This is a genomic window from Micromonospora sp. NPDC005171, from assembly GCF_040608575.1.
In the GTDB taxonomy this organism is placed as follows: Bacteria; Actinomycetota; Actinomycetes; order Mycobacteriales; family Micromonosporaceae; genus Micromonospora.
This window is the reverse complement of record NZ_JBEXIM010000013.1, coordinates 24421-51150: the sequence shown is the minus strand read 5'-3', so window position 1 is coordinate 51150 and position 26730 is coordinate 24421. Positions and strand designations below refer to the sequence as shown.

The 26730-nt window shown below is 72.4% G+C and carries 24 protein-coding genes; 2 read left to right on the top strand and 22 right to left on the bottom strand.

The genetic code is table 11. The features are described from left to right. The first annotated feature begins 211 nt into the window (after window positions 1–211). A complete protein-coding gene (locus tag ABZU74_RS18065) occupies window positions 212–3097 on the top strand; it encodes a LysM peptidoglycan-binding domain-containing protein (protein ID WP_355424774.1) in 2886 nt (961 codons plus the stop codon). Window positions 3098–3200: 103 nt separating this feature from the next. Here ABZU74_RS18065 and ABZU74_RS18060 read toward each other — a convergent pair whose 3' ends face one another. The 17 genes from ABZU74_RS18060 to ABZU74_RS17980 form a co-directional block, all read right to left on the bottom strand. Beyond that, window positions 3201–3650, bottom strand: a complete 450-nt coding sequence (locus ABZU74_RS18060; protein ID WP_355424771.1) for a hypothetical protein — start codon at window positions 3648–3650, stop codon at window positions 3201–3203. Window positions 3651–3947: 297 nt separating this feature from the next. After that, complete coding sequence (locus tag ABZU74_RS18055; protein ID WP_355424768.1) at window positions 3948–4976, bottom strand: M23 family metallopeptidase; 1029 nt, start codon at window positions 4974–4976, stop codon at window positions 3948–3950. Between the two features lie 130 nt (window positions 4977–5106). Then, on the bottom strand, window positions 5107–6243 hold the full coding sequence (locus ABZU74_RS18050) for a hypothetical protein (RefSeq protein ID WP_355424765.1): 1137 nt from the start codon (window positions 6241–6243) through the stop codon (window positions 5107–5109). A 268-nt stretch (window positions 6244–6511) separates the two neighbouring features. Further along, the gene (locus ABZU74_RS18045; protein WP_355424762.1) at window positions 6512–7861 is read right to left on the bottom strand and encodes a hypothetical protein; all 1350 of its coding nucleotides are present in this window, start codon (window positions 7859–7861) and stop codon (window positions 6512–6514) included. Window positions 7862–8061: 200 nt separating this feature from the next. After that, entirely contained in the window at window positions 8062–8583 is a 522-nt protein-coding gene (locus tag ABZU74_RS18040; RefSeq protein WP_355424759.1) for a hypothetical protein, read from the bottom strand. Beyond that, window positions 8567–9499, bottom strand: coding sequence for a DNA-processing protein DprA (locus tag ABZU74_RS18035; RefSeq protein WP_355424756.1), 933 nt, complete (start codon window positions 9497–9499; stop codon window positions 8567–8569). Before ABZU74_RS18035 ends, ABZU74_RS18040 begins: the two co-directional genes overlap by 17 nt. After that, the gene (locus ABZU74_RS18030; protein WP_355424753.1) at window positions 9499–10656 is read right to left on the bottom strand and encodes an ArdC-like ssDNA-binding domain-containing protein; all 1158 of its coding nucleotides are present in this window, start codon (window positions 10654–10656) and stop codon (window positions 9499–9501) included. The genes ABZU74_RS18035 and ABZU74_RS18030 overlap by 1 nt, the downstream gene beginning before the upstream one ends. Window positions 10657–10800: 144 nt before the next feature. Beyond that, complete coding sequence (locus ABZU74_RS18025) at window positions 10801–11139, bottom strand: hypothetical protein (RefSeq protein WP_355424750.1); 339 nt, start codon at window positions 11137–11139, stop codon at window positions 10801–10803. Further along, window positions 11139–11816, bottom strand: a complete 678-nt coding sequence (locus tag ABZU74_RS18020) for a GGDEF domain-containing protein (RefSeq protein WP_355424748.1) — start codon at window positions 11814–11816, stop codon at window positions 11139–11141. Before ABZU74_RS18020 ends, ABZU74_RS18025 begins: the two co-directional genes overlap by 1 nt. A gap of 152 nt (window positions 11817–11968) precedes the next feature. Continuing rightward, window positions 11969–12988: a DUF4192 domain-containing protein gene (locus tag ABZU74_RS18015; protein ID WP_355424745.1), complete on the bottom strand. Its 1020-nt coding sequence runs from the start codon at window positions 12986–12988 to the stop codon at window positions 11969–11971. 66 nt (window positions 12989–13054) lie between these two features. Then, window positions 13055–13408 (bottom strand): hypothetical protein, encoded by a 354-nt coding sequence (locus tag ABZU74_RS18010; RefSeq protein WP_355424743.1) that lies wholly within the window; start codon window positions 13406–13408, stop codon window positions 13055–13057. Between the two features lie 150 nt (window positions 13409–13558). After that, window positions 13559–14314: a hypothetical protein gene (locus ABZU74_RS18005; RefSeq protein ID WP_355424740.1), complete on the bottom strand. Its 756-nt coding sequence runs from the start codon at window positions 14312–14314 to the stop codon at window positions 13559–13561. Between the two features lie 30 nt (window positions 14315–14344). Then, the gene (locus ABZU74_RS18000) at window positions 14345–14767 is read right to left on the bottom strand and encodes a hypothetical protein (protein WP_355424737.1); all 423 of its coding nucleotides are present in this window, start codon (window positions 14765–14767) and stop codon (window positions 14345–14347) included. A 323-nt stretch (window positions 14768–15090) separates the two neighbouring features. Then, window positions 15091–15855 carry a GGDEF domain-containing protein gene (locus ABZU74_RS17995; RefSeq protein WP_355424734.1) on the bottom strand — a complete coding sequence of 255 codons (765 nt, stop codon included), beginning with the start codon at window positions 15853–15855 and terminating at the stop codon, window positions 15091–15093. Between the two features lie 94 nt (window positions 15856–15949). Continuing rightward, entirely contained in the window at window positions 15950–16612 is a 663-nt protein-coding gene (locus ABZU74_RS17990; protein ID WP_355424731.1) for a hypothetical protein, read from the bottom strand. A gap of 576 nt (window positions 16613–17188) precedes the next feature. Further along, on the bottom strand, window positions 17189–18046 hold the full coding sequence (locus ABZU74_RS17985) for a replication-relaxation family protein (RefSeq protein ID WP_355424728.1): 858 nt from the start codon (window positions 18044–18046) through the stop codon (window positions 17189–17191). Between the two features lie 324 nt (window positions 18047–18370). Then, entirely contained in the window at window positions 18371–20935 is a 2565-nt protein-coding gene (locus ABZU74_RS17980) for a type IV secretion system DNA-binding domain-containing protein (RefSeq protein WP_355424725.1), read from the bottom strand. A 341-nt stretch (window positions 20936–21276) separates the two neighbouring features. On the opposite strand from ABZU74_RS17980, the gene ABZU74_RS17975 reads away from it, so the two are divergent. Continuing rightward, window positions 21277–21969 (top strand): DUF6348 family protein, encoded by a 693-nt coding sequence (locus ABZU74_RS17975; protein WP_355424722.1) that lies wholly within the window; start codon window positions 21277–21279, stop codon window positions 21967–21969. 211 nt (window positions 21970–22180) lie between these two features. On the opposite strand, the gene ABZU74_RS17970 is transcribed toward ABZU74_RS17975, so the two are convergent. From ABZU74_RS17970 to ABZU74_RS17950, 5 genes are read right to left on the bottom strand one after another with little or no spacing between them, the layout of a single operon-like run. After that, a complete protein-coding gene (locus ABZU74_RS17970; protein WP_355424719.1) occupies window positions 22181–23968 on the bottom strand; it encodes a DUF87 domain-containing protein in 1788 nt (595 codons plus the stop codon). Then, window positions 23946–24908, bottom strand: coding sequence for a PrgI family protein (locus tag ABZU74_RS17965; protein ID WP_355424717.1), 963 nt, complete (start codon window positions 24906–24908; stop codon window positions 23946–23948). The genes ABZU74_RS17970 and ABZU74_RS17965 overlap by 23 nt, the downstream gene beginning before the upstream one ends. Continuing rightward, window positions 24895–25107 (bottom strand): hypothetical protein, encoded by a 213-nt coding sequence (locus tag ABZU74_RS17960; protein WP_355424714.1) that lies wholly within the window; start codon window positions 25105–25107, stop codon window positions 24895–24897. The genes ABZU74_RS17965 and ABZU74_RS17960 overlap by 14 nt, the downstream gene beginning before the upstream one ends. Beyond that, window positions 25107–26345, bottom strand: a complete 1239-nt coding sequence (locus ABZU74_RS17955) for a conjugal transfer protein TrbL family protein (RefSeq protein ID WP_355424712.1) — start codon at window positions 26343–26345, stop codon at window positions 25107–25109. Before ABZU74_RS17955 ends, ABZU74_RS17960 begins: the two co-directional genes overlap by 1 nt. A 1-nt stretch (window position 26346) precedes the next feature. After that, complete coding sequence (locus tag ABZU74_RS17950; RefSeq protein WP_355424709.1) at window positions 26347–26685, bottom strand: pilin; 339 nt, start codon at window positions 26683–26685, stop codon at window positions 26347–26349. Window positions 26686–26730 lie beyond the last annotated feature (45 nt).

Genomic DNA, 26730 nt, shown 5'->3' with positions numbered 1-26730 from the left:
CCGGATCTGCCGCCGTCCTCGCTCGGCAATCCGTGCAACAGGGCCACCGCCTCGCTGACCTGCGGGTGTGAGGTCGTGTCAGCCGGCGTGAGGTTCTGTGAGTCACCGAGCCACTCCCCCCGGCCGGTGGCCGGTCGTAGCGTCGCGGCACCGGGTGATGCCACCCGCCGCCACCGGTACCGGTGGCGACCAGACGATGGACGGAGGGCAGGTGACACGCACCCGCACCCTCGCGATCGCCACCAGCGTGCTGGCCACTGCCGCAGCGCCGGTCATTCTCGCCGCGACCGGGACCTGGCAACCGCCGTCACCAACGTCGGGTGACATCCGGCAGGTGATCGTCTCCCCCCTGGGCCCCCACCTCGTCACCGCCCTCATCGGCGCTGCGGCGGTGGCGCTGTGGCTGTTGCTGATCACGACCCTGCTCATCCACGCCTACGCCACGCTGGCACGCCGGACACGTTGGATAATCGAGCTCCGCCTCCCTGGCCCAATCCGCAGCCTGGCTGCGGCGCTGCTGGGTGCCAGCGCCGTCACCACGGCCAGCGGCGCCATCGCCCACGCCACAGCTGTCACCACCACCACCGACCAGCCCGCCCGTGAACCGGTCACCGCCGCACCCACACCGCCGACCACCCATCTCACCGCCGCGCACCCGCAGCCCGCCCACGGGACCCCGCCCACCCACACTGTCCGACGAGGCGACACCCTGTCCGAGATCGCCGACCAAGCCCTCGGGGACGACAAACGCTGGCGCGAGATCTTCGCCCTGAATCGCGGCACCCACTTCGCCAACGTTGGTGGGACGCTGCGCAACCCGAACCTGATCTTCCCGGGCTGGGTGTTGATCCTGCCCGCCGCTGACACGCCGCCGGACACCACACCACCGCGGCATCCCCCCGCCCAGGACCCACCGCAAGGCCCAACCGCATCACCACCGACGACTGCGACTGCCACGCCGAGCACGACTACGCCCGCCGCTTCACCAACGGCCGGACCGAGCGCGTCGCCTACCGCCAGGCCCTCAACCGCGGCACCGTCACCTACCGCCGACGACGGGGTCGTCAACCCACCCTCACCGTCGGTGCCACCATCGACGGCCCCCGGCGTCACCAGCCCGGCGACCTCGACGACCGCACCGAGTCCGCCTCCTGCCGATCGCAGCAACGCCACCACGCCGCCCGGTGCCGCCGACGACAGGCCCTCACACTCCCTGTGGGGATGGGTGGAAATCGCCGGTGGCGCCATCGGCGCCGGAGTCGCCGCCGCGCTCGTCTCCGCCATCACGATGGTGTGGAAGCGCCGCCGGCACCGCTACCGGCCCACACCCATCACCAGCCCGATCCTCGCGGATGCGGACCTGACACCACCGCTGGCGGCATTGACCCGGCTACGCCACGGCGTGCGCCGCGTCGCACCACACCTGCTGACCCGCACCGCAACGCGCGGCCAGACCGTCCGCGAGAACACCACCGCCCAGGTGACACCTCCACTGCCGTCCCCCGCACCCAGCCACACGGAACAGGCCGGCGTCGACGGGACTGCGGCCGCCGCCGGGCTCGGCCTGGACGGACCCGCCGCCCTGGACGCGGCTCGCGCCCTGCTGGTGGCCACCCTCACCCCCGGCGCCGACAGCCCACACGCGCACGGTCGCGTCATCATCCCCGACACCACGCTGACCACGCTGCTGGGCGTGTCCGCGGTGGACCCCGCTTCGGTGCCCGGACTCACCGTCGCCCCGGCATTCGCCGCAGCGCTAACCCTGATGGAAGAGGAGATCATCCGCCGCAGCCGGATCCTCGCCGACCAGGAAGCCGTCACCGTCTTCGCCCTAGCGACAGAGGGGACGGTCGGTGAGCCGCTACCGCACCTGCTGCTCATCGCCAGCGTTCCCGAGGAAAGCTGGCACCCCCGGCTGGCCACCGCGATCCACCTCGGCACGAACGTCGACATCAGCGCGGCACTGATCGGCACCTGGCCCCACGGCAGCACCCTGACCGTCGCCGCCGACGGCACGACCGACGGCAGCCACGGCGATCGCGTCGGCGTCCTCGACGCCACCGCGACCACCGACATCCTGCGCATGCTCACCGAAGCCCACGGCGGCACCGCACCCGCAACCACCACGCAGGCCCCTGCACCTGCACCCGTCGCGCCGACGACGACCCCGGCACGACACGGCGACACCACCCGCGCATCGTCCGAAAAGGTAAACCCCGCACCGCAGGTCCCCGCATCGACGCCCAGCGCAGCCCCACCGGGTCCGGGAAGCACCGCGACCGGCGCCCGGGTGCGGGCCCATGTGCTCGGCCATCCCACGATCCTCGACGCCCACGGCAAGCCGGTGCGCGGCCTGCGCGCCAAGAGCCTGGAGCTGTTCGTGTACCTGGTCGTTCACCGCGGCGGCGCGAACCTGGACGACATCATGGAAGCAATCTGGCCGGACGTCACCGTCTCCCGCGCGTCAGAGCGCCTCTCCACCTGCGCGGCGAACCTGCGCACCACCATCCGGTCCGTTGCGCAGACGGGCACCGGACCGAACGACGACGCCCCGAAGATTGAACCGGTCATCAACACCGGCGGCCGCTACCACCTGGACCCGACCCTGCTCGACGTCGACTGGTGGACTGTCCAGGACTCCTACGCCCGGGTCGCCGCCGCTGTCGACGACGCTGATCGCCTCGCCCACCTGCACGCCGCGATCGCCGCCACCAACGGCGGCCTTGCTGACGGCAGAAACTACGAGTGGATCGACACCGACCGTGAGCACGCCCGACGCCACCTCGTGAAGATCTACGCCCAGGCCGCCGGGCTGCACCTCGGCAGTGATCCTGCCGCCGCGCTCGCCCTCTACGACGCCGCCCGCGCCCTCGATCCGCTCTCCGACGAGCTGACCCGCCGGGCGATGCGCACCTCGGCGCGTCTCGGTGACGCCGTCGGCGTGCGCGAACGGCTTGTCGCGTTGCGCCGCGACCTCGGTGACGCCGGCATCGGCATCGACCCCGACACCGAGAACCTCGCCACCAGCCTGCTCCGGGAACTCACACCCGTAACGCTCCGCCAGCCGAGATCAACAGTGAACTTTCGCCAACCTTAAGCCCGGCGAACAGGTTGATCAACCCATGACGGGCGGGCGACAACACCTGCACTCATTGATGTGGAACACCGTCTGGAGTGGACCAATCCAGGCTACGTGACCCTCAGCCGTCTCGGGACGGGAGGAGGACCGGATCGATCTCGGCGAGCGTGTCGATCAACTGCGCGGCGCCGTCGCGAACGTGATCATCCGGGTCATGGATCAACATCTCACACTCACGCACGGCGACGTCGCGATCGTGGCCGAACACCATGAACACATCGAGCACTGCGGTGTGAATCCAATCAGCGTGGTTGGAGCCGGCCGCCGCGAGCGCTGAGGCGACCACCGTCAGTCCGGCCGCATCCTGACGGCGGAGCAATGGCACCGCCGTCACGCGCGTAACGAACGTGTCCTCGGTGTCCAGCACAAGGCCCAACAGCCTTCTGCGGGCATCGGGATCCTCTGCGAAACTCGCCAGGCTTCGGCCCGCATCAGCCCGATCCTGGAAGTCGGGGCTTCCCGCGAGCTCGATCAGCGCGGCCACCACATCGCGTCTTGCCTCTCTGTTCATGGCCTCATTCTCTGCGCCTGCACGACCTCGCCTTCCCGGCAGGACCTCATCGCCGTGTTCAGGTCAGTTGCGAGACATCCCTTAGATGCACGTGCGCGACCTTTCCATCGAGAGCCACCGCGCCTGCGATTGTTCAGTTACCGACAGTAGTGGATGGGGATACAGAAAAGGACCTGTCGCGCCTCCCAGGCGCGTCGGTGGTGAGCAGCCGGACGGGCCGCCTGGCGACGTTCCAGCGCCGAGTGACCTGCATGCCCCACGAACTCCTGCGAGCCTCCTGAATGAACCTGATGTGCGCTAGGTGGCCGTCAGGTCGATGCCGCGCGAGGCGAAGTAGCCGACGGGGTCAACGGCGTTGGATTCGGTCGCGGGCTCGCCGATGTGGGTCTCCAGGTGCAGGTGCGGCCCGGACGAGTGGCCGCTGCTGCCGACCTGACCGATGACCTGGCCGACGGCGACCTGCTGGCCGACGTTCACCGGTGGGCGGCGCAGCAAGTGGCAGTAGCGGGTGACGGTCGAGTCGGGGTGCCGCAGTTCCACGTACCAGCCGCATCCGAGGACGGTGACCGGATGGCCGTCCACGTCGCACGAGTAGGGGCTGCCGTCGCGCAGGTGGGCGTTGCAGACCACGCGGATCACCAGACCGGAGGCGGCGGCGTGGATCGGCGTGCCTTTTGCGGCGGCGATGTCGACGCCGTCGTGGCCGGACCGGCTCTCGGTCCGGAAACCGGATACAAACGTTCCCTGAACCGGTGTCATCCACCCACCGACGCTGATGCACTGCTCACCGGAAGCGGCCGGCTGGTCGGAGACGACCCCGACGAGGGCGGCGGCGTCGCCCTCCCACCGGGCGTAGGCGTCGGGGTAGGCCGAGCGTTGCACGGCCTGCGCGGCGACGGTGAGCGGTAGGGACTGCCACCCGGGAACGGTGACGAGCGCCCGGTAGAACGCCCCGGCCGCGTACGCGGGATCCATGATCTGCGCGGGGGTGCCCCAGCCCTGGCTCGGTCGTTGCTGGAACAGCCCCCGTGAGTCGTGGTCGTTGTCCTCGCCGAGGTGCCCGAGGTTCCGCAGCCCGGATTCCTGCAGGGCGGTGGCGACGGCGATGACCTGCCCGCGGACGGGTATGCCGTGCTGGACGCCGACGGCGACGATGACGTTGGCGTGGTGCACCTGCCCGGTGTCGTAACGGCCGGTAGTGCCGGCCGGGATGGTGACGACCGAGCAGGCCGATGCCGCCCCGGTGAGGGTGACCAGTCCGGCGACGCACAGGGACGCGACGCCCACGACGACCGCGGCAGCGAGGGCGATGAGGCGGCCGGTCATGGCAGCCACCGCAGAGTGTGTACACGCATAAGGGTTTCCCGTCGAGGTAGGTGCCCGACGCCGATCTGCCGTGCGCACGCTGCAGGGGTCCGGCGTGGGCCGGGCAGGGATGCACGCCGGTGGCGCAGGTTCACGAGGTGGAGGCCGGATGGTGTGGGGCGTGACCGTTGGTGGCGGCCAGTTGGGCGATCCGGTCGATCAGGGTCAGCGGTGAGTCGAGCAGGCCGCTGGCGCCGGTGCGGCGGATCCACTGGACCTGCCGCAGGGAGATGCCGTGCCGCTGCGCGAACGCGGCGAGTTCGATGTCCGGGTCGGCTTTGAGGTCGGCCCACAGTTGCCGCCACCGGTCGTAGGACGCCTGGTCCTGCGGCACCCGGCGCAGCACGTCAGCGGGCGGCATCGGTCCGGCCACCGTCACGACGTCCCGGTCGGGATCCGCGTCGACGTCGCCGCCGACGGCGGGCACGGGCACCGGCGGGGGCCGTAGGTCGGCGCCGATGACGCGCGCCCAGCCGGGCACGTCGGCGTGGGCGGTGAGGTCGGCCGCGACCGCGTCGAGGTCGAGGGTGGTCGCGGCGATGTCCGCGCGGACGGGGTCGTCGTGCCGGGACCGGATCAGCCTCTCCACATGGGTGGCGAGGGCGGTGCGGCGTTTCTCGTCGCGCAGTTGCTGGCGGGCAAGGGCGAGGGACTCATGCAATGGCAGGCGCTGGGCGAGGGCCAGGGAACGGGCGCGGCGGGTGACCGCTGGTTCCCGCCACCACTGGGTGAGGCCGTAGACGGGGGCGGTGTCGGCGAGTTTCCCGGTGGCGCGCAGGGCGTCACGGCGCCGCGCGGCGCTGTGCATCAGCCAGATCGCGTAGGCGAAGACGCCGAGGCCGCCGAAGACGACGGCCAGGTATGCCACGTCGGCGTGGCCGACGATGTTGGTGGTGACGCCGACGGTGACCGTGGCGGCGGACAGGGTCCGCCACCCGTAGGCGGCCTCACCGAGGCGTTGCCGCCAGTCGGCGAACGCCGCGGTGACCGCACCGCCGAGGTCGATGACGATCGCGAACGGTGCGACGAACACGGCACGCCACCACCAGTGCAGGGTGTCGGGCCACGGCGGGATCTGCACACCGACCCAGATCTGGCCGATGGTGGAGCCGAGGGCAGCGATGGCGTAGAAGATCCAGGCGGCGTGTTCGACCGGTGGGCGCCGCACAGGCCCCGCCCGATCGGGTAGATCCACCCGCCGGGGCCGGTCGTGCTCGTCGAGAGTCATGCGCTTCTCCTCCAGAGGGGAAGGTGGCCCAGCGCCGCAAGGGCGACGCTGGGCCACCCGGGGGTGGTCATCCCGCCGCGACGGCCACCATCGGGGTGTCCGTCGCTGCGTGCGGGTCAGGTGGTGAGGCGGGAAGGCGGCGAGTGGCTGCCGGCCGCGGGCCGCACCCACCCACGTGCGGCGAGGGCGGCCGGGAGTTCTCGCTCCTGCGACGACGTGGGCGCTGCCGTGTTGGCGGTGATGCCGGCTTTCGCCCGACGCGGTCGGGTTAGGTCAGCGTCACGGCGGGAAGCGTTGCCGCCAACGCGGCGGTCTTGGACGCCGTCCGGAACATCGACACCGCGTTCGCGGCGATGTCGGCGATACCGTCCGCCCGTTCCCGCGCCGTGAAGGGCAACCGCGCGTGCGGGCCGACGCGGAACGCGGACAGCTCGTAGTGCTCCCGGGCGACCACGGTCCCGTCGTCGGTCGTGTACTCGTAGAAGTCCCCCAGGCCGAGCCGGTCGATGGTTGTCTCCTGGTTGCCGGTGCACACGACGACGAGGTCGTACGTGCGGCCGTCGATGAGGCCCGCACCGGGCAGCGCGACGGGCTGTACCCGGCGGGGCAGCACGGTGAGTCGCCGGAGCCCGAACCGGTCCGGGCGCAGGTACCGGCCGATTCCCTGATACCTGCCCCGGATGTCGTCGCGCCACTGCTCGCAGGTCCTGGGCAGGTCCTCGGCGTACCAGTCGATGCGCTGCACCTGGTCCAGGGCGGCGGCGGCCATGAACGGTTGCGGGGCGAGGCCCAGGCACGATTCGACGGCGCATCTGGCGGAATCACCGCCACCGATCACCGCGACCCGGCGCACCCCGCGCAGCGGCCACCTGCCCGCCATACGGTGCATGAACTGCGGGTAGGTGAGGATCGTGGTGCCGTTGGCCACGTTCTGACCGGCCGGGTCACCCAGGCCGCGGGCGTCGATGACCCGCCCGGCGGGCAGCGACGCCCTGCCCTCGATCTCCACCTCCACTCCGGGATCCCCGTCGCTGACGGACAGGACGGTGGCGTGGGGCACCACGTCGGCGAACTGCGCCAACGCCAGGCGGATCACGAATGCCATGTCCGTGTTCGTCTGGTACTCGGCCATGGACACGTTCGCCGCCTGAATCGGTGCGCCCGGCAGGTAGTTCGGGCTTGTTCCCTGGTCACCCGCCAGGCCCGCGCTGCCGGCACGGTTGCGGGAGTTGAGATGGAACACCGGCCGCGTGGTCATCGCGAAGCTGCCGCCGACGCGCCCGGTCCGCTCCAGGACCAGCGGTTTCGGGTGACCGCTGAGGACGCGGACCGCCGCGTAGGTCGCGGCGTGGAAGCCACTGCCGATGATGACCTCACGGTGGGGGCGCTCGGCGCTGAGCAGCGCCTCCTGACGCTGCTCGTCGGCCCAGGAGGCGTCCAGGAGCTCATCGGCGTAGGCGCGGCCGTGCGGGTCCAGGGCGATACCGGTGAGCCTGGCCTGCGTCGGGCTGGGGAACTCCTGTTCGCGATGCAGCATCGCCCGCAATCCCTCGGCGGCGGACTCGTTGACGGCGACGGCGGTGAGCAGGGACGTGATCTGCGCGGATGGCTCGAACATGGTGTCCTTCCTCGGTCACCGGGCACCACGCCGGCCGCGTACCTCACCCCAGGGGCAGCCCCGGGGTTACGGCACGCGGCCGGCACGATCCCCGGAAGGGTTCACTGGGTTGGCGGTTGCCAGCCCCTAATGGGTAGGTCGGCGGGCGCCTGCGTATCGCCCAGCCCGGCCTATCGGCCGTGCTGCGGGGCGTGGTGCTGTTAAGCGGTGGCCGCGAGGGGCCGGATGCGCAGCGGCGGGATCCGCTGCCACGACGCGGTGAGGGTGCCCGGTTGCGCCGGATGATCGACGACGTCGTAGTCACGGATCCACACCGCGTACCAGCGCTCCACCGGCGCGGCCTGACGCAGCACCTGATCAGCGGCGATCGGGGTGCCCGCCAAGCCCGGGTGGTCACCGGCCCGATACCGGTGCCGCCGGCCGGCGAGCATTGGGCAGGCCCGACGGCTGTACGCCGCGCACGGTGGGCAGACCGCCGGCTCCGCCGTGCACTGATGAAGCAGGTCGGATTCCCGGGCGAACAGCACCGCCCGGACGCCCAGCCGCCTACCACACACCTGGCACAGGCTGCGGGTCAAACACCGGTACTGCGCCAGGTTGCCGATCTTGCCGAACAGATACAGTCCCCCGTCTCGGGTGGCCGGGGTGATCCACGGGACGACGAGACCGCCGGCGCGAGGCCGACCGACCAGGTGCACCGGGATGTCAGGTATCCCCGTCACCCGTGTCACCTCCCCGCGGTCCGCCCCCGGGTGGTGGGGCGAGGTCAGCCACGATGTGCCCGGCGCAGCCCACCGCCCGAACCCGGGCGTCGGTGCGCAGCAACTCGAGGCAGCCAGCCGACACCGCGGACGTCACCGGACCAGGCACGACCAGGCCGACGCGGCCCAGATCGAGGGCCTGCCGGACGGTCTGCAGCGCCGCGCTACGCGCCGACGCCTCCACCACGACCGTGCCCGCCGTCAGCGCGACCAACAGCGCCCGGTGCACCCCCGTCCGCGCCAAGGTCGGGTCGGCGCCCGGCGGTTGGGCGCTCAGCAGCAGGCCGACCTCGGCCAGGCGCGCCAACAGTGCCCGATGCTGGTGCGGGTGGAGTCGGTCAAGGCCGCAGGGTAGGACCGCGACCGCCCGACCGCCGGCGGCCAAGGCGGCCCGCAGCACCGCACCGTCGATCCCGAGCCCGCCCGAGGACACCACCGTCCAACCGTGGGTAGCCAACTCGGCGGCGAGGTCGGCGGCGACGTGGTTGCCATAGCTGCTGCTGGCCCGCGACCCGACGATGGTCACCGAGCCCGCCGGCGGCGGGATCGGGGCCGGCCCGCGCGCCCACAGACACACCGGCTGCCCACCGTCCGGGCCCCGCAGCCCTGAGGGCCAGTCCGGGTCGGCGGGGATCACCACCCGGCCGCCGCCCCGTTGGGCCTCCTCGACCGCGGCAGCCGCCTCGCCCCAAACCCGGGAGGTGGGCAGATGCCGGATCTCCGACCGGCGAACAACCGGCACCTCCTGCCGGGACAGCATGTCGACCACATCGGTCGGCGCGTGCCGCGCCAGCAACTGCCGCAGCCCGGCATCACCGGGCTCACACAGCCAGCCGAGCGTGGCCCGCGCCATGCGCTCATCGTCACCGGCGCCCATCAGGCGACCTCCCGTCCGACCGCCTGCAGGTCGGCCAGCGCGAGCACCACCGGGTCCGGTGCGTCGGGTCCGGGTGCGCTCGGGCCGGCGGCGTCGTCACTCTCGTCGGGGGTGAGGTCGGCCAGGACCTGCCTGGCCACCCGCAGCACCGTGGCGGCGCACTCCTTGACCAGGTCCATGTCCCCGTTGGCCCAGCCGAACACGTAGGCGTCGGAGAAGGCCGCGCTGTCCATGCCCAGGGCCCGGAGCACGATGTGCGTGACGCTCTCGGCTTCGGTTTCGGTGCGGCCCCGGTGCAGGGTGCCCCCGGGTGCGGTGGCGTCGAGGTGCCCGCAGCGGATGTGCGCCAACTCGTGCAGGGTGGTCTTGGTCCGCTGCGCCGGGTCGACGTCCTCGCGGACCTGCACGATCCGTGTGTCGGGGCCGCGGACGGTGACGCCGTTCGCGCCGTTGAGGTGACCGGTGTGCGGTGCGACAAGCTGGTAGTCGTAGCCCTCGTCGGTGATGAGGGTGACCAGGTCGTCGTAGACGCCGGTCGGGTCGTCGCCGACGAGCAGTTGCGGGTCGTTCCCGTGCTGGTGCAGTCGCCGCCGCACGAGCACGGTCGGCGGGTCGAAGGGCTCGCCGTCGGTCTGGGACAGCTCGAAGGTGTTGGCCAGGCCGAACCCGACCAGCTGGACCGCCGGCCGGCCGGAGGGTTCCCGCCGCACGGTGCGGCCGTTGGCCTCCCATTCGGTAGCCTGGTCCTCGGTCGGCCGGCGTGTGATCGGCGCCCAGATCTTGAACGCCTTCTCACCGGCGCGCACGTACCGGTGGTGGGCTTTCCACCCGGTCGAGCCGTCCTTCTTGCCGTAGGGCAAGAAGTAGCGGGGCGTGATGCCGCGCTCTTCGGCCTGGACCAGCAGCAGGATCTGGTTGCCGACGCTGTAGCGGGCACCGAACACGGCGACGTGGTCGATGAACTCAATCCACCGCGCCGGGTCGGCGGCCATCCGCGCCAGCCGGTCGTCGAAGTCGGCTTTGATCTTCGCCAGCAGCCCGTCGCGGTCGCTGTCGTTGTTGTCGGGAGACGTCTCGCTTGTGGTGCGGGTGTTGCTGTGGTGCGTCGTGGTGCTGTTGGCCCTGGCCTTCCTGGCCGGGGTTTTGCGCGTGGCCATCAGGGTGGCCTCCTATCCCCGCCTCGTGGCGGCGGGCAGGTGGGGACCCGGCGCGGCCCCCACCTGCCCGTAGGCACGAGGTGAGGCCGCCGCCCCAACGGTGGGCGGACTACAGCCGGGTGGGACGGGTGGGATGGGGGTCGGTCACCGGGCGATCACCACCTCGTCGTCGAGGATGGCGAACCAGGGGATGGCCGTCGTCCGGCGCAGCCGGGTCAGCCAGCGGTCGATGACGGTGATCGGGCCGTCGGGGTCCGGCAGCGGATGCCGACGGGTGAAGTCCGGGTCGTCCTCGGCCAGGCCACCGGTCTCGGCGAGGGTCCTCGCGAAGATCCGGATGGCTTCGCGGGTGACCGCGTCGGCGCTGCGGCCGACGATGAGGATCGGCGCGTCATCCCAGTCGATCAGCCCGTACACATCCCCGCCGGCTGGCACCGTGGGCCGCTCCCCCACCCGACAGATGACCGATCTGCGGGTCCTCATCACCGCGTCCCGGTGCCGGCGTCCGGGCCGAGTGGGCGGTGGTGGCCGCGCATCGTGACCGGGTCGAAAACCGCGGTGTGCCCGCGGCCGGTCGTCTTCGCCGCGCGCATCGCCCGGTCGGCGCGCCCGAGCGCCCGCCGCTGATCCGGGTCCTCATGCGGGGTGAAGACGGCGACACCGGCGCACGCGGTGACGGTGACGGTGATCCGGTGCCGGGTGAGGCGCAGGTCGGTCGGTTCGGCGACGGCAACGACCAGCCGGCCAGCATGCCGCGGCGCGTCGGCGGGATTGTCGAGGATGACGGCGAATTCGGCCCGTCGCATCCGGAACACCGCGCCGCCGGCGGCGGACGCGACATGCGTGAGGCGGCCGGCGGTCAGGACGAGCAGTTGGTCGAGCGCGCGGTGGCCGAAGCGCCCGACGACCGTCCGGGTGCCGTCCAAGTTGATCAGGATCACGGCGACGGGGCGGCGGCGTTCGGCGGCGGCGGCCAGCGCCGCGTGGAAGCCGCCGCGGTTGCCCAGGCCGGTCAGGTCATCACGGCGGGCGGCCTGCGCCGCGGCGGTGAGCGCCGCCTGGTAGCGGCAGGCGGTGCGGCGCCCGGTCAGGTGGGCGGCGATGGCGGCGGTGAGCGTCAGCGCCGCGACGACGACGGTGATCTGCGCGAAGGTGGACATGGGTGCCCACGCCTCCAATCCCAGGTGGGTTTGGTGGTGAGGGCAGCCGGGATGCCACCGGCTGCCCTCACCTCAAGCGGTGCGCGGACCCCGGTGTGCGGGGTTCGCGGGCGGTGCCGGTGGTGCCCGGTGCGGGCACCGGACAGGGGTTGTTAGTCGGTGGTGGTGCCGGTGATGGCGGCCTGCCAGACGTGCGGCGGCACGCCGGCCTGAAGGGCCTGGCCGAGCAGGTGCGCGAGCCGGTAGTCCGGGTCCGCGTCCAGGGCCCGGTCGACGCCGATGCGCGCCATGGCGCCGTCACCGTCGAGGTAGGCGGTGATGGCGAGCAGGCAGGCCGGGGCGGCGCTCAGTCCCGGCGTCGCCCGTCGGGTCACGTCGGTCCACAGCCGTCGCTGCGCGTCGCTGCCGTCGCCGGTGATCCAGGCGTGGTCGCGGACCTCGGGGACCATGAGCACGGCGGTCAACCACGCCACGTCGTCGTCGGACAGGACGTCCCCGCGCCCGGCGCATTCGTAGGCCTGCCGGACCGCCGTGACACCGTAGGTGACGACCTGCTCGGGCGGGGATGACGGCGGCACCCCGGCAGCGCCCGCGGTGGGGTCCCGGCCGTCGGTGAGCATGCCGGCGAGGCGGCGTAGCGCCTTCTCGGTCGCGGCGCGCATCCGCTCGCGACCTGGCCCGATGATCGGGGTGATCAGGTCCTGCAACGCGGCCCGGTCCGGCAGCGGCGCGATGCCGAGGTAGACCGCCTCCGCCGGGACCCTGCTGGTGGATGGGTCATACGCCACGCCGGCGGCGCAGGCCGGGGCACCGCACAGGCACCAGTAGTGGCCGTCGGCGACGCGCAGCACCTCGGGCACGATGACGTCGATGCTCTGCAGCGCGGTGCGCAGGGCGGCGGTCGCGGGTGCGACGCGGTCGGCCGGGCCGTACCCGACGAGGATCACCGCCGACGCGTACCGCACCAGCAGGGTGGCGGTGTGCGCGGCCGGTTCCGCGAAGTCGTCGACTGCGGACGGCTCGGGCAGGTCGAGTCGGGCGACGAACCGGATCCGCCGCTCATCCACCGCGATACCGACCAGGCTGTCGGTGGGGTGGAACCCGAGAAGGTAGGGCACCGCGACGACGATGTCGTCGCGGCTGGTGAGCCGGAGCGTGCGGGGTGCGACCACGGTGGGTCCTCCTTGACGATGCGGTGGGAGATGGCCGGCGACCCCGGGGCCGCCGGATGGGGCAATTCAGCGGCAGTGGGTCAGCGCGGCCAGCACCGCGTCGACCTGTGCGGTGGTGAGGCTGCGGGCGGTGCCGTCCCGGTAGCCGGTCAGCGCGATCGGGCCGGCCAGCGGCAGCCGGGCACCGCCGAGGTGGGCGATGAGCAGACCGGCGACGGGGTTGGGGCGGCGGCCTGTCGACGGTGCGTGCGCGTCGCACCAGGCGACCAGGTGCACGGCGGCGAGCGGGATCGGTGTCGGCGCGGCGCCGACCGCGCGGCGCAGCCAGGTGTCAACAGCACCGGTGCGCTGCCGGGTGTGGTGTTCGTGGCTGGTGCCGTCCTCGGCGACCACGAGGAACGTGTAAGCGGTGTGCGCCATGCGCAACCCCCTGGGAGGTGGGGTCGCCGGGCAGGGCCATCTGGCCATGCCCGGCGACACGTGATGGCCGGGCGTCGGCCAGGAGCGGAAGAGTGCGCACCCGTCGAGCCCGCCATCGGCGGCGCTACGCGGCACGGGTGCGGTGGTGATCTAGGCGTCGAACACGGGCTCACCGTCGACGGTGACCCGCATCGGGACGGTGCCGTCGGGGCGGCGCAGCCACCCGACCGCGTCCTGCAGGTGCGTGGACACCTGCAGCACGCCGCCAGGGTCGACGGCGACGACGACCCACACCCCGGCGACGTGGATCGCCGGGTACGGCGCGTCGAAGCGCGCCGCGACGACGCGGGCGTCGAGGTTCGCGGCGAACGCGACCACCGGCGTCGACTGGTGGATCTCGTCGAACCCGGCGGCGCGCCGCCGCCACCCGTCGGGGTCGTTGCCCGGCGCCGCGGTGCCGCCGTGCGCCTCGGCCCACTGGTGGGCGCGGTCGGCCATCAGCTCACACAGCCGCGCCGCCTCCCCGTAGAGGGTGGCGTGGGTCAACTCCGTCACCAACCGCGGCTGTGGCTGCAGCTGTCCCAACGGTCCGCGCAGCTGGTACACGCGCAGCCGAACCGCATGCGAGTCGTCGTGCAGCACCAGGTGGTAGCGGTAGTCGAGGTCACCGATGTAGGTGTCCTCGGCGGCAGTCGTGCCGGTGACCTCCAACCGCGCCAAGGTGCCGGGGAACGTATCGGCGTGGGCGAGCCAGCTGTCCACGGTCAGCGGCCGCTGATGCCGATCCGCCCAGGCGACGAAGTCGGCCACGTGCGGTATCTGGTACTCCGGGCTGCCCCAGCCGGCCCAGAAGCAGCGGCTGTTCCCGTGTTCGTCGGTGATGGTGACCACGGCGCGGTTACCCATCGGACGTTCCTCCTTGGTGACGGCATGTGCTCACAGCGGAATGCCGTGGACGGTGACCGTCGGGGTCGGATCGGTCAGGCGCAGGACAGCGGTCGGCGGTACGACCGCGCGGGCACCGTCGGCGTGGGAGATGACCCACCAGCGGTCACGCCGGGGCCAGATCGCGGCGACGGTGCGGGTGGTGCCGTCGAAGGCGAGCACGTCGTCCCCGGCGCGCAGGTCGCGTACCGGGCGCAGGCACACCCCGTCGGCGGGCCGCACCCTCCAGGGCGGCACCACCTCGGTGCGCCGACGATCCGCCGGCACGGCGATGCGGTAGTCGACGACGACGCGCGCGGCTGCCAGGGAGGTGACGGTGGCCGGCAGCCAGGCGGCGCGGGCGTTGACGTGCACGGCCTGCCCCACCTGCAGCACGGCCGCGGGGAGGAAGGGAGACGTGAACAGATCAGTCATGCCGGGCTCCTTCACTGGGGGATGACGAACCTGGACACGGCGGCGCTGCCGTGCCCGGGTGGGGTGATCACGTGGTCAGGCCGGGCAGCGGCCGGTGAATCGCACACAGGGGCGCTGGTGCTGTCGGGCAGCACGTGTCGCGGTAGCGCACGGCAGCGGTAGCGGCCCGGTCAGCGGCCGGCAGGGCGTCAGGGAGTGCCGCGCGGACCGTGACTGCCGCAGCCTGACCAGCTGACCTGCCGGCGGACGGCGACCGGGTACCTGCCGTGGGGGTACCAGGTGCGGGCCGTGCTGGTGGTGCGCGACCACGGCGCGGGGTGGGATTAGGAGGTGCCGGTGCGGTGCCGGTGGGGGCGGCGGTCGCGGTGGCGCACCGCCGGGCGCACACCGGATGCGGGCGGCTCGCCGTCGCGGACGGGGTCGTAGTGCGCTATGCCGCCGCCGCGGTTTTTCGCGGCGTACATGGCCCGGTCGGCCTGGCCGAGGGCACGGTGCGGGTTCCCGCCGGGTGTGCGGCAGATGCCGATGCTGACGGCCATCGGCCGGGTGATGCCGTCGATCGTGATGGACGGCGCGAGGACGCCGGTCAGGGACCGGGCCAGGGTCTGCGGGTCGCGGGGTGTGACGAGGACGAATTCGTCGCCGCCGAGGCGGGCGACGAGGTCGCCGACGTGACTGGCCTGCTCGAGTCGGGCGGCGAGCTCGGCGAGGAACCGGTCACCGCCGTCGTGGGTGTGGGTGGTGTTGATGGCATGCATGCCATCGACGTCGATCAGAGCGACGGTCAGTTCGGTGCCGACGGCGTCGATGAGGTGGTGTTCGGCGACGCGGCGGACCGCGAGCCCGGTGACCGGGTCCCGGTAGGCGACCGCGAGGTCCCTCTCCAGGGCGGCGATGCGGTCCGCGGCGTGCACGACACGGCGGTGGGACAGGGCCAGCAGGACCGACTGGGCGATGCCGACGGTGGCGATGATGCCCGCCACCCAGGGGCGACCGGTGAGCAGCAGGGCGAGCAGTGCGGCCTGGGCCGCGATCGTGGTGGCGACCGGGATCCGGCGCAGGGCTGTCGCCCACGCGGTAAGGCACATGAACGGTTCTCCTTTCGACAGAAGGGGGACGCGCATGCCGGTAGGCGGACCGGTTCGACCGGTCCGCCTGCTGGTTCGGGGGTGCGGTAGTGACTTAGCGGGTGTGCAGCGCCACGAGTACGTCTCGGTGGTGCAGCAGGCTGATGTGGTGGTTGACCGCGGCGAGGTAGGTCATCTGGGTGACGTACCGGTCGGTGGCGGCTACCAGGTGGGTGCCGTCGAGGCTGACGAGGCTGCGGCCCGGCACGGCGCGCAGCCACCCGTAGTGGGCGTAGCTGTGCGCGCCGGTCTGCAGTGCCTCCAGGTGGCTGGTGGGCAGATCCGTGAGCCGGTTCGGTAGGGCGTTGTAGGTGAGCATGCTCGCGATGCGGGGTTGGGCGAGGTAGTGCTGGCGGGCCGCGGCGATCAGGTACGTGCCTGGCCTGGCGCGGTGCCGGTCGACGAACGTCCAGTAGGGCTGGGCGGGCCGGGTGCCGGCAACGACCTGGTTCCAGAGGTGCCAACGCCGCCAGAACGCGTCGCGGGCAGCGGCGCGCATCGTCTCGAGGTCCAGCCATCGGACGGGTCCACCAGCGGCGGTGTTCTTCCTGGGCTGCAGCAGGCTGCCGCGGTGCCAGCGGGTGCGGGTGATGAAGTGTTGGGCGCTGCTGAGGGGGGTCAGCGGGGTGCCCGCGAGGCGGGTCGCGGCCGTGGTGGCCAGTCGGTGGGCGGGGGTGCCGTCAGGCAGGCACACGATGGTCAGGGACCCAGGGGGCACGGTTCCTCCTTGCACGGGGGTGGCCAGGCGCGGGTGCGCCGGGGGCGGTTTCCCAGGGAAGGGAGGTGGGGCGCGGAAGAGGGCGTGACTGCGATGCAGTCAGCGGTGCGCGGGAAGAATCCGCGGTGGCGCCGGATCGGCGCGGGCGGTGCTGAGGTGGGCGAGACGCCTACGGGCGGCGCAGGCCGACCGGCCAGGTGGCGGGTGGGCGGTGGCGACCGCGGTCGTGGGCGGTGGGGCCCGGATGGTGCGGCATAAGGGGGTTCATGGAAATGAGCCCTCACCGTAGCCCGGTCACCCAACAGACACCGGCCTCGCGGATCCACTCACCACCCGTGCCGGCACGGGTGGTGAGGCGCGCCGGTGCCACGGCACCGCCGGGCCCACCGCTGTTGGGTGAGGTGCGGGTGCCTGTTGGCCAACCCGCCACCGTCGTCGCCGTTGGGTAACCCGATGAGCTGTCTCCGGCCCGGCATCGCCCGGCTTCACCGCGACTCCTCGTCGGCCACCATCACCGACGCCGCGCGCTCAGAGCCCGCGGCTGGTCCTCGTGTCAGCGCGCCACCATCCGTAGGGTCACGAGGTGGCGTCGACGATGAGGCGCAGCGGATGGTCCTCCGGTCGCGCCGGCCCGGGGGTGAGAGGGCCGGGTGAGCCGTGGCTGCTCGGCAGGTCGGCCAGAGTGAGCCGGTGGCGTCCGTTACCGGCCAACCGCCACACCGGCCCCGCCGGATCGGACCCGGATTCCGGTGAGGTGGTGGCGACGGTCAGGGTGGGCTCCGGCCGGTCGGCGAGCCTGCGGTGCAGGTTCTGCTCGCGCAGCCGGCTGGGCAGGACGAACAGCAGCGGGTAGTGCGGGCCGCCCTCAGCGTGCAGCTTGCGGTGCGACGCCAACTTGTCGACGAGGCGTCCGATCGGCTCGGTGCCACGGTCGAGTTCGAGGAAGAACCCGGTCTCCTGATCGCCGTCGGTCCAGACGCCGTGGCCGTCGGGTTTGATGCGGTGACCGAACGCCGCGGCGGTGGTGCGCTCCGACCACCAGCGGGTCAGCGCGGCGCCCTCCTGGTGGCGGGCGTGCACGAGCAGAGCGACGAACATGTCGTTCACCGCGAGCAGGTGGTGCAGAGTGGGGCTGGAGTAGATGCGGTCCTGACGTTCCCGCACGGCCCGCGCGGTCGGTGGACTGTCGTTGCGGGACAGGGCGACGTACCGGGAGGACAGCAGGCCGGGCAACCAGCACACCGGGTCAGGTGCGCCGGGCCGGTTACGGATGAACCGGTCGATGAACCCGAGGCGCCGCAACAGGTGCAGGCGATGCCGGCAGGTGGTGGGGCTGGCGAACAGGACGGCGGTTAGGTGCTCGGTGGTGAGGGTGCCGTGCTCGTCGAGGAGCGCGGCGATGGTGTAGTCGCGCGGCCGCAGACGATGGGACACGCCGATCAGGGTGTGCGCAGGCGTCGGACGACGGGTGGTCGGACGCAGTGCCACCACCGACGTGTCCCCCGTGAATGACTCCCCCTCAGGGAGGTGTCGGGCTTCGGTGTCACCGGACATGACGGCTCCTAGCTGGGCTGTTGGGTGGGCAGGGGCGGCCTTGGCCCGGCAGCACGACGCCCGGTGCCGGCCGGGTCGGTGGCCGCCGCGACGATCGGTTCCTGGCCGACCCCGGTGGCGGCTGCGCCACACCCGGTGGGCGCCTGAGGGACACCACCGCGGCGGCGAAGGCTGGCCGGCGTTGCCTGGTGGTGCGCCGGTGGGTCACCCCGCCTCCGGTGGGTCGGCTGGCGGGTTACCCGGATCAGCGGCGTCATGTCCCGGAGGGTTGGCCAGGCCGGCGAGACGGGCGATCGCGGTCCGTCGCGCGGGCCCCCCGGCAACGGGCGGCGCGGCGGCCTGGCGGACCGCCGTCGACTCCCCGATCAGTGGCCGCGGCGGGTTGGTGCGCAGGGTGAACGCAGCGGTTTCGCAGCTGTTGACGACGAGCCGGCATCCCGCCCGGTAGGCGTCCAGGTGCGACAGGTCATGCTCGTCGAGTTCGGGCATGGTGTGCCGGGCCAACTGGTGGGCGTCCTCCGGGGCGCAGGAGAAGAACACCTTGTTACGGGCGTTCGCGGAGATGGCCAGTTGCGTGTCGCGTGGCATCTGCGTCAGGTTCTGGTGGGCCAGGACGAGGCCGAAGTGGTAGCCGCGGGCCTCGGCGAGCATGTCGCCGACCGAGCCCGGCAGGTTGAGGAAGTTGTGGGCTTCGTCGATGTAGGCAAAGGCATCGCGGCGGTCGGGTTCGGGGAGCCGGGCGCGGCCGGTCGCGGCCTGCCAGGCGGAGGCGAGGACGAAGCTGCCCATCAGCCGGGCCGTCTCCTCACCGATCTGTCCCTTGGGTAGGCGGGCCAGCAGGATGCCGCCGTCGAGGACGCGGCGCATATCGAAGCTCGACTGCGGGGCGCCGAGGGTGCGGCGGACGAAGTCACGCAGCAGGAAGGCGCGCAGCCGGGACAGGACCGGGCCGATGACCTGGGCGCGCAGCGGCGGTGGGGTCGACTCGAACCATTCCCAGTAGCCGCGCAGCCCTTCCGGGTCGTCGAGGTCCTGGGTGAACGCGTGGCGGAACTTTTTGTCGTTGAGCAGCGGCGGGATCAGCGTCAGCGTGGCGTTGGCTTTGCGCAGCAGCGTCAGGCACGCCACCCGCAGGGTGTCGTCGATGCGCGGCCCCCAGTGCTTGGCGAAGATCCGCCCGAAGATCGACACGATGTTGTCGACGACCAGGTCGTGGTCGGCGCCCTGCAGCGGGTTGAGGGTGGTGCCGGCCGGCTGGTCCGGGTCGATGATGGTCAGCCGGTTGGCGTGGCTGGTGGGGATCCGGTCGAGCAGGTCGAGGACCAGGTCGCCTTTGGGGTCGATAACGACGACGCCGCGGCGGGCGTGGATGTCGTCGAGGATCATGTTGAGCAGCAGGGTGCTCTTGCCGGAGCCGGTGGAGCCGAGCACGTGCAGGTGCTGGCGGGCGTCGGTGACGCTCACGGCCACGGAGTGGCCGCCGACGTCGGCGCGGCCGAGGACCTTCGTGCCGCGTCCTCCGGTGGGGACGGCGACGGGTGCGGGCATCGGCTTGGCGCGGGCCCGGTCCAGACCGGGCACGGCGATGTCCTGCGGCAGTGCCGCGATCGTGGCCACCTCGGCGGCGCTGAGCAGGAATCCGCGGCGCAGCACCCGGGTGGCCAGGGCGCGGGCCGGGCGGTGCAGGGGCAGCCGGCGCAGCCGGTTGCGGCCGGTCCAGGATCCGAACGCGGACGCGACGCCGTGCGAGAGGGTGACCAGCCGGGGCGTGAGGGTGGCGGGGTCGGTGCCGCGGGGGTTGGTGTGCGCGACGCCGAAGCGCAGCGCGACCTCCCACTGGGTGCCGGTGAGCTTGTCGATGCCGGCGCGGCTGTCGCGCTCGCGCCGCGGGTCACCACCGGGTGCGGGTGGGTGCGCTGCAGGTGACGAGGGCCGCCGGCCCGTGGTGACCACCTCCAGGCTGAGGTCGAGGACGGCGCGCAGCCAGGTGGCAGGGTCGAGCAGGTGGCGCGGTGGGTGTCCGGTGCGCAGGCTCTGCACGCCGCGACGCAACCCACGGATCTGCCGGACGGTCGCGGGCCGGGCCAGGACCTGCACGCAGGCGGACTCGGCGGCGCGCAGCCCGGACGCGGCGGCGATCAGGGTCCGCAGCGGGTCGCTGTGGTGATCGGTGTGCAGTGAATACCAGGGCGCCAGGGTGGGGGCGAGTACGCCACCGACGGCGAGGGCGTCCACGGGCAGCGGCGCGGTGGTGTCGGTGACGGTGCACGCCGCTCCGGGCCAGGCGCCGCGGATCGCGGCCTGGATCGACGCGGGGTGGATGCTGCGGGGCACCCACATCGCGATGGTGAGTTCCCGGCCGTGCCACCGGTACTCGACGGCGAGGTGCGGGCGGCCCTCGCGCAGCCGGTGGCGCCAACCGGTGTGCAGGACCTCGGCGAGGGTGGCCCAGAGCGTGGCGGCGCCGTCGGGGTCGACCTGCGGCGGTGGGCTGATGGTGATCAGGTGGGCGTGGCGGATCATCCGGGTGTGTCGGCGGCCGGCCACGACGACCCTGCCGGTGTGGCCGGCGGCGATGAGCAGCACGGCGACCAGCGCGAGCCAGGGCCGGTCCCGGCACCCGTCGAGGGCAGCGGCGGCGGTGTCGTGCAGCCACTGCGACGGGCCGGGCAACGGCGCCGCCGGCGGTGAGGTGGGAGCGGGAGCGGGAGCGGGCGTGAGGGTGGCAGCGATTGCGGGGATGATCGCGGAGACGACACTGATGCTCACTGGTCGGACCCTTCGGTGAGAGCACGGACAAAAGGGGCCGGCGCCGCCGATGCTGGTGGCCCGCGGCCCCTCGGGAAGGGGGTCGAGTCCCGGCAGGTCGGGTGTGACTCCTGTTCTCATGACGTCCAGCCGATCCCCTCGATCGAGAAGTGCGGAGCTGACTGTCGGGCGCTCGTTGGGTTCGCCGCGTCGGCTCGGGTCGGCCGACGTTGAGGCGGACTACGAGCAGGAGCTGGTGGATCAGCGCCTCCTGGCGTGCGTGGGCGCGGGAACCTGCGACAGCACGGTCAGGGTGACCGGTCGACGTTGGGCGCTGAGCGTTGCCGGTACTGTGAACCACCATGATCGACCAGCGGCCGACCCCACAGCCCCTCCCTGCCGAGCGTGTGCTGGAGCTTGCCGCGCCGATGCTTGCCGAGGTCGGTGGCGAGTGGCTGCTGACCGAGGGGCCGATGCTGCGGTCGGGATCGTTGGGTGTCCGGGTTCTTCCGTCGGACAGCGACGATTACCGCCACCTGGACCTGGAGATCCTGCTGAATGTCGACCGGCCGGACGTGCCAACGGTCGTCGACTGCACGCTTGGCCTCGCGGCTGATCCGGTCGAGGCGGCCCGTCAGGCGGTCCAGGCGTGGATGGAGACCTGCCTGGTGACGGTCCTGGAGATGATCGAGCAGCAAGGGCGACTGGCGAACCACTTCAGGTCCGGCGACGAGGGCGGGTTCGCCGGCTGGCATGCGATAGTCGGCAGTGTGACCGGGTGGTCCGTTGACGGATCGCAGGCTAAGCAGGAGTGGTTCGCCGAGGCGATGCCGTGGTCGACCCTGGCGCCGGTGATCGCGGCCGGGCTCGACCGCCCGTATCTCAATGGCGTTCGCATGCTCCTCGGCCAGGGTGGTGACTCCACCGAGTGCGAGGTGCGGATCAACGGCCAGCGGCACGAACCGTCCAGCGCGGCGCTCGCCGCCCTGGACTGGCCGCGTACCGACCGTTTCGGCCTGGCACGCACCTTCGTCCTCCTGGTCGGCCCCGACTAGCGCCTTGACGCCGCCCGTACCGTCGGGGTGGTGCCGGTGGCGGCGGAGCGACCGCAACGGTGGTCGAGGTTGGTCGGGCCGCCCTCGTGGGTGCAACTGATGCTCACGTGTCGGACCCCTCAGTGAGAGCACGGACAAAGGGGTCGGGCGCCGCTGTTGCTGACGGCCCACAGCCCCTCGGAAAGGTCGTCGAGTCCCGGATGGTCGGGTGTCACTCGTCGTCGGGCACCTCCAGGTCCCCGATGCACAGCCGGTGCTCCTGTGGGGAGGCCACCGCCTGGAAACCCACCCGGTGGGTGCCCGAGATCAGCAGGCCTTCGCCGCGGCCGGCGGCGAGCAGGACCCGGGCTTCGCCCGCGGTCAGGCCGAACACGTCGGTGATGATGTCGATCGCCTGGGGTGCCTGCCGCAGCAGCACCTGGGTGGCGGCGTTCGCGATGACCACCTGCCCGAGCTCCGAGCTGAGCAGGTCCCCGACGTCCTGGGTGATGACGGCCAGCCCGGCCCGACGTTTGCGGGCGGACTTCGCGAGCCGCGACAGGAACCGGGCGCCCTCACCGTCGCGCAGCAGGGTCCACGCCTCGTCGACGACGACGAGCCGCCGGGGTGTCTGCGCGCAGCGGACGGCCGGGGTGTCGACCTCCCGCCAGATCGCGTCCAACGCCAGCAGCATGCCGGGGGCGCGCAGTTCGTCGGCGAGGTGCCGGGTGGACCAGCACACCAGCTGCCCGTCCGGGACGGTGGTGGTGGGGCCGTCGAAGAGGTCCTTGAACGATCCGGTGGTCCAGGGCGTCAGCCGGGCGGCGAGGGTGTCGGCGGCGTCGGTGCGTTGGTCGGTGAGCGCGGCGGCGACGTCGCGCAGCAGAGGGGCGCGCCGGCGCCAGGTGTCGGGGTCGTTGGAGATGCCGGCCTGGTCGTAGGCGTCGTTGATCGCCTTGTCCAACGCGGCCCGCTCCGACGGCGGCGGCTGCTGCCCGAGCAGGACCGCGATCAGGGTGTGCAGGAACAACGCCCGGTGGGTGCGGGCCTGCGGGCGGCGGTCCCCGGGTGGAATGTCGAGGGGGTTGAGCCGGACCCCGCCGACGCCGAGGGCGATCGTGGCGCCGCCGACGGCGTCGGCGAGGCGGATGTACTCGTTGTCGGGGTCGATCACCGCGACGTGCACACCGTCGGCGAGGGAGCGCAACACTTCAAGCTTGACGAAGTAGCTCTTACCGGCCCCGGACCGGGCGAGGACGACGCTGTTGGCGTTGTGCTGCGCCCACCGGTCCCACCAGACGATGCCGTTGCTGGCGGGGTTGAGGCCGTAGAGCATCCCGCCGGTGTCGCCGGGCTGACCGGGCAGCGGCGCGGGCAGGTCCGCCGAGGCGAGGGGGAACGCCGAGGCGATCGCGTCGGTGTCCATCACCCGCCGCATGCCCAGCCCGTCGGTTGCCAGGGGCAGGGTGGTGGTCCAGCCCTGCAGGTGCCGCCACGTCGCCGGCTGGGTGTCGAGCAGCAGGGACGCGGCGGTGGCCCGCACGTGCGCGACGGCCTCGTCGAGGTCGTCGAGGCCGGTGGCGTGCACGCACAGGTACAGCCCGACGCGGAACAGTTTGCTGTGCCCGCGGGCGATCCGGTCGGCCAGCTCCGCGGCGTCGTCGGCGGCGGCGTCGGCGACCGGGTCGCTCAGGCGGCCCTTGTCGGCGTCGGCGCGCCGGGTGGATTCCAGCCGGGCCCGCTGTTTGCGCAGCTGCGCGGCGGCGGTCTGCGGGGTGAGGGGGTCGATGTAGACGACGACGTCGAGGCGGCCGGGCCAGGCCAGCAGCGGATCCAACCAGGCCGGTCCGACCTCGGCGGGGTACCCGGTCACGATCAGCGTGGCCGCGTACCCGCCACCGACGCGCAGGTAGCGGGGCGTGTTCTCGATCCCGGCCGGGCCCAGAACGGCCGCGAGCCCGGCCGGATCGGCCGGGCTCGCGTCAACGCCGGTGGGCTTAGGCCATGGCAGTGGGGGCATGTGCGTCTCCTGATCTGGTGATGGCCGCGTCGGGCAGGGCACGCGCCCAGGTGACGTCGGCCGGGGTGTAGGGGTCGGTGGCGCAGGTCAGCACCGCGGCGGCGTGACCGCCGTCCAGGACGGTGGTCTGCGCCCCGAGCGCGGACAGCGCCGACGCGGCGTGCGCCGCGCGGCGCAGGACCTCGGTGTCGCGGGCCTTCTCGCCGGCCGCGGTGACCGCGACGGTGACGGTGCGCCACAGCGGGTCCCGGTGTGCCGCGAGGTCGTCGAGGAAGCGGGCGTAGTCCCGGGCCGCGCCGACCAGCGCCGGATGGGCGATCGTCTCGGTGTGCTCAGCGATGCGGTGGGCGTGGCGGGACAGATCCACGCGCTGCGCGGAGATCACGATCTGCACCGGTGCGGACAGCGAGTTGAGCCACCGTCCGTAGCTGCCGATCAGGGCGGCCTGCTCGTCGCCGGTGCGCAGTCCGATGTTCACGGTGGTGCAGGCGACCAGCGCGACCGCGTGCGTGCCGACGTCGATGACACCCGCGCCGCTGATGGCCGTTGCCGGCAGCCGCAGCACCGGCGCCGCGGTGGCGGGTGGTGCGGTGCCCGGCGCCCAGGCCGGCACCGCGGTCGGGTGGCCGGCCGCGGCCGGGGCCAGCCGCTTCGGACTGCGGGTGTGCCGCAGCGCCGCCATCAGCCAGGCGTCCATGGACAGGCCGTCGCGGCGTCCCAGGGCCAGCACGATCGCCGCACCGGCGAGCGGGGTGAGGACCGCGATCAGGACCGGCTGCGGCAGCAGCGTCCCCACCGACCGGACGGTGCCGTAGCCGAGCGCCGCGGCCACCGCCAGGATGGCCAACTGCCGCGCGGTCAACCCGTAGACGATCTTGTCGGGGGTGTCGACGTCGGCGGGAATGCGGGCCTGCGGGGGCGCGTCCTCACTCGGGCGCATCGTCGTCCCCCTGGTGTCCGGTGCCAGCGGCACGGGCCTTCATCGCCTGGGTGTAGAGGTCCACACCGTCGGCGATCTCCGCGGCGGTGTACCGGTGGATCGGCCGACCGGTGGGCCAGGCGACGGCGACGATGGTGGACGGGGCGGGGGATGGTTCGGTGACCTCGACGTCCGGACGTGAGGCATGGTCAGTGGTCATCAGGGTGCCTTTCGCACGGGGGAGCCGGCGCGGGCCTTCAGGGAGCGGGTGTAGAGATCAACACCGGCGGTGATCTCCTCGCGGCGGTACGGACGCACGGACCGGCCCGTCGGAGAGGCGGTGCCGGCGTGGCCGGGACCGGCGCCGGACGGCCGCACCGGCGGTCGGGGTGCGGATCCGCCGATGAGCAGTGCCGGGGACGTCGGGGCAGGGCGGGGGCGCGCTCCCCCTCCCCCGCCGGTGCTCACCGGCCACGGCCGCGCGGCCGCACCGCCGCCGGTCATGCCGGGGCCGCCGCCTCTCCCGCTGGCGGCCCCGCCGCGGGAGCCGACCGCCCGGGACAGGCCCCGGGTCAGGTGCTGCACGAGCACGACCCGCAGGATCGTGCCCATCCGGTTCGGCCGGCTCTGCGTGACGTACCGACTCATCAGCGCGGGAATCTTGACCACACCTAAGAGCAGGCAGACGACGATGAGCAGGTTCATCACCGCACCGGGATCGCCGGGCAACCCGAGGACCGGAAGGTTCGCGTCCGGGGCCAGGAAGATCGTCAACGTGGTGTGCAGGGCAACGGCCTGCAGGGTGACCGTCCCCAGACAGCCGAGCAGGGTCCGCCACCACAGCTTCGCCACGCCCTCGGTCTGCGCGGTGCCGTGCAGGGCCAAGGCGATCGGGGCCACGCCCACGGTGATGACCAGCAACCCCAACCGGATGATCCACTGCACGACGAGCATGCCGAGCAGAACGGTGATGAGCGCTCCGATCAGCAGGAGAAGGAACCCGACCGGGCTCGTTCCCGTCTGCCCGGACAGCGCGGCCGCCGTGGTGGCGCGCAGCTGCTGCAGCGAACCGGGTGCGGTGATGTCCTGCCCGGTCAGGGCAGCGGTGAGGGCGTTGACCAGCTCGATCGCGGTGGAGCAGATCGGGATGGCGAAGTTCGCCGCGATCAGACCGATGACCAGCCGGGGGATGAGGTCCCCCGGCCCCACCCGGGACTGGATGGTGTCGCGACCCATCACGACGATCGCCATCCACAGGAACGCCAGCACGTAGCAGGTGTTCACGATGGCCAGCGACGTGTCAGCGAACGCGGTGACCTGCGGCAGCCGCGTGACGTCGGGGCTGACGAACACCGTGGCCGCCAACAGGTCCCACAGCACGTTCAGCGCGCCGAGGATGGTCTCGGCGAACCATCCGATGACCGGGTTGATGAAGTGGCCGACGAGCCAGTCGTCCACCTCAGCCCCCGACCCAGCCCTGCACGACAGCGAGCAGGATGGGCGCGAGCACGGCCAGGGCATACCCGATCAGCGCGCTCTTGAGGGCGGACTTGGCCTTGTCCAGCTCGGTCGTGTCCCCGCCTGCCGCGAGGTAACGCAGACCGCCGACGGTCAGGAACAGGGTGGCAACGCCGATGAGGATCCCGACGATCCAGGTGGTGATGTTGCTGATGACCACGGGCAGCGAGTTGGCGACCAGGATGTGCGGCGCGGCCGCGTACGCCGGGGCCGCGCCGGTCACGGTCGTCAGGATCGCGACCGTGACCACGGTGCAGCGGTACAGGATGTGGCGGAGCATGGTGAGCACCTCCCGCCCCGCATCTGCGGGGCTCGGTTGGGGTTG

Coding starts and splice junctions, on each gene's coding strand:
- ABZU74_RS18060 (WP_355424771.1), bottom strand. CDS start 3,650: ATGAACAGAGAGGCAAGACGCGATGTGGTGGCCGCGCTGATCGAGCTC.
- ABZU74_RS18055 (WP_355424768.1), bottom strand. CDS start 4,976: ATGACCGGCCGCCTCATCGCCCTCGCTGCCGCGGTCGTCGTGGGCGTC.
- ABZU74_RS18050 (WP_355424765.1), bottom strand. CDS start 6,243: ATGACTCTCGACGAGCACGACCGGCCCCGGCGGGTGGATCTACCCGAT.
- ABZU74_RS18045 (WP_355424762.1), bottom strand. CDS start 7,861: ATGTTCGAGCCATCCGCGCAGATCACGTCCCTGCTCACCGCCGTCGCC.
- ABZU74_RS18035 (WP_355424756.1), bottom strand. CDS start 9,499: ATGGGCGCCGGTGACGATGAGCGCATGGCGCGGGCCACGCTCGGCTGG.
- ABZU74_RS18030 (WP_355424753.1), bottom strand. CDS start 10,656: ATGGCCACGCGCAAAACCCCGGCCAGGAAGGCCAGGGCCAACAGCACC.
- ABZU74_RS18025 (WP_355424750.1), bottom strand. CDS start 11,139: ATGAGGACCCGCAGATCGGTCATCTGTCGGGTGGGGGAGCGGCCCACG.
- ABZU74_RS18020 (WP_355424748.1), bottom strand. CDS start 11,816: ATGTCCACCTTCGCGCAGATCACCGTCGTCGTCGCGGCGCTGACGCTC.
- ABZU74_RS18010 (WP_355424743.1), bottom strand. CDS start 13,408: ATGGCGCACACCGCTTACACGTTCCTCGTGGTCGCCGAGGACGGCACC.
- ABZU74_RS18005 (WP_355424740.1), bottom strand. CDS start 14,314: ATGGGTAACCGCGCCGTGGTCACCATCACCGACGAACACGGGAACAGC.
- ABZU74_RS18000 (WP_355424737.1), bottom strand. CDS start 14,767: ATGACTGATCTGTTCACGTCTCCCTTCCTCCCCGCGGCCGTGCTGCAG.
- ABZU74_RS17995 (WP_355424734.1), bottom strand. CDS start 15,855: ATGTGCCTTACCGCGTGGGCGACAGCCCTGCGCCGGATCCCGGTCGCC.
- ABZU74_RS17975 (WP_355424722.1), top strand. CDS start 21,277: ATGATCGACCAGCGGCCGACCCCACAGCCCCTCCCTGCCGAGCGTGTG.
- ABZU74_RS17970 (WP_355424719.1), bottom strand. CDS start 23,968: ATGCCCCCACTGCCATGGCCTAAGCCCACCGGCGTTGACGCGAGCCCG.
- ABZU74_RS17965 (WP_355424717.1), bottom strand. CDS start 24,908: ATGCGCCCGAGTGAGGACGCGCCCCCGCAGGCCCGCATTCCCGCCGAC.
- ABZU74_RS17960 (WP_355424714.1), bottom strand. CDS start 25,107: ATGACCACTGACCATGCCTCACGTCCGGACGTCGAGGTCACCGAACCA.
- ABZU74_RS17950 (WP_355424709.1), bottom strand. CDS start 26,685: ATGCTCCGCCACATCCTGTACCGCTGCACCGTGGTCACGGTCGCGATC.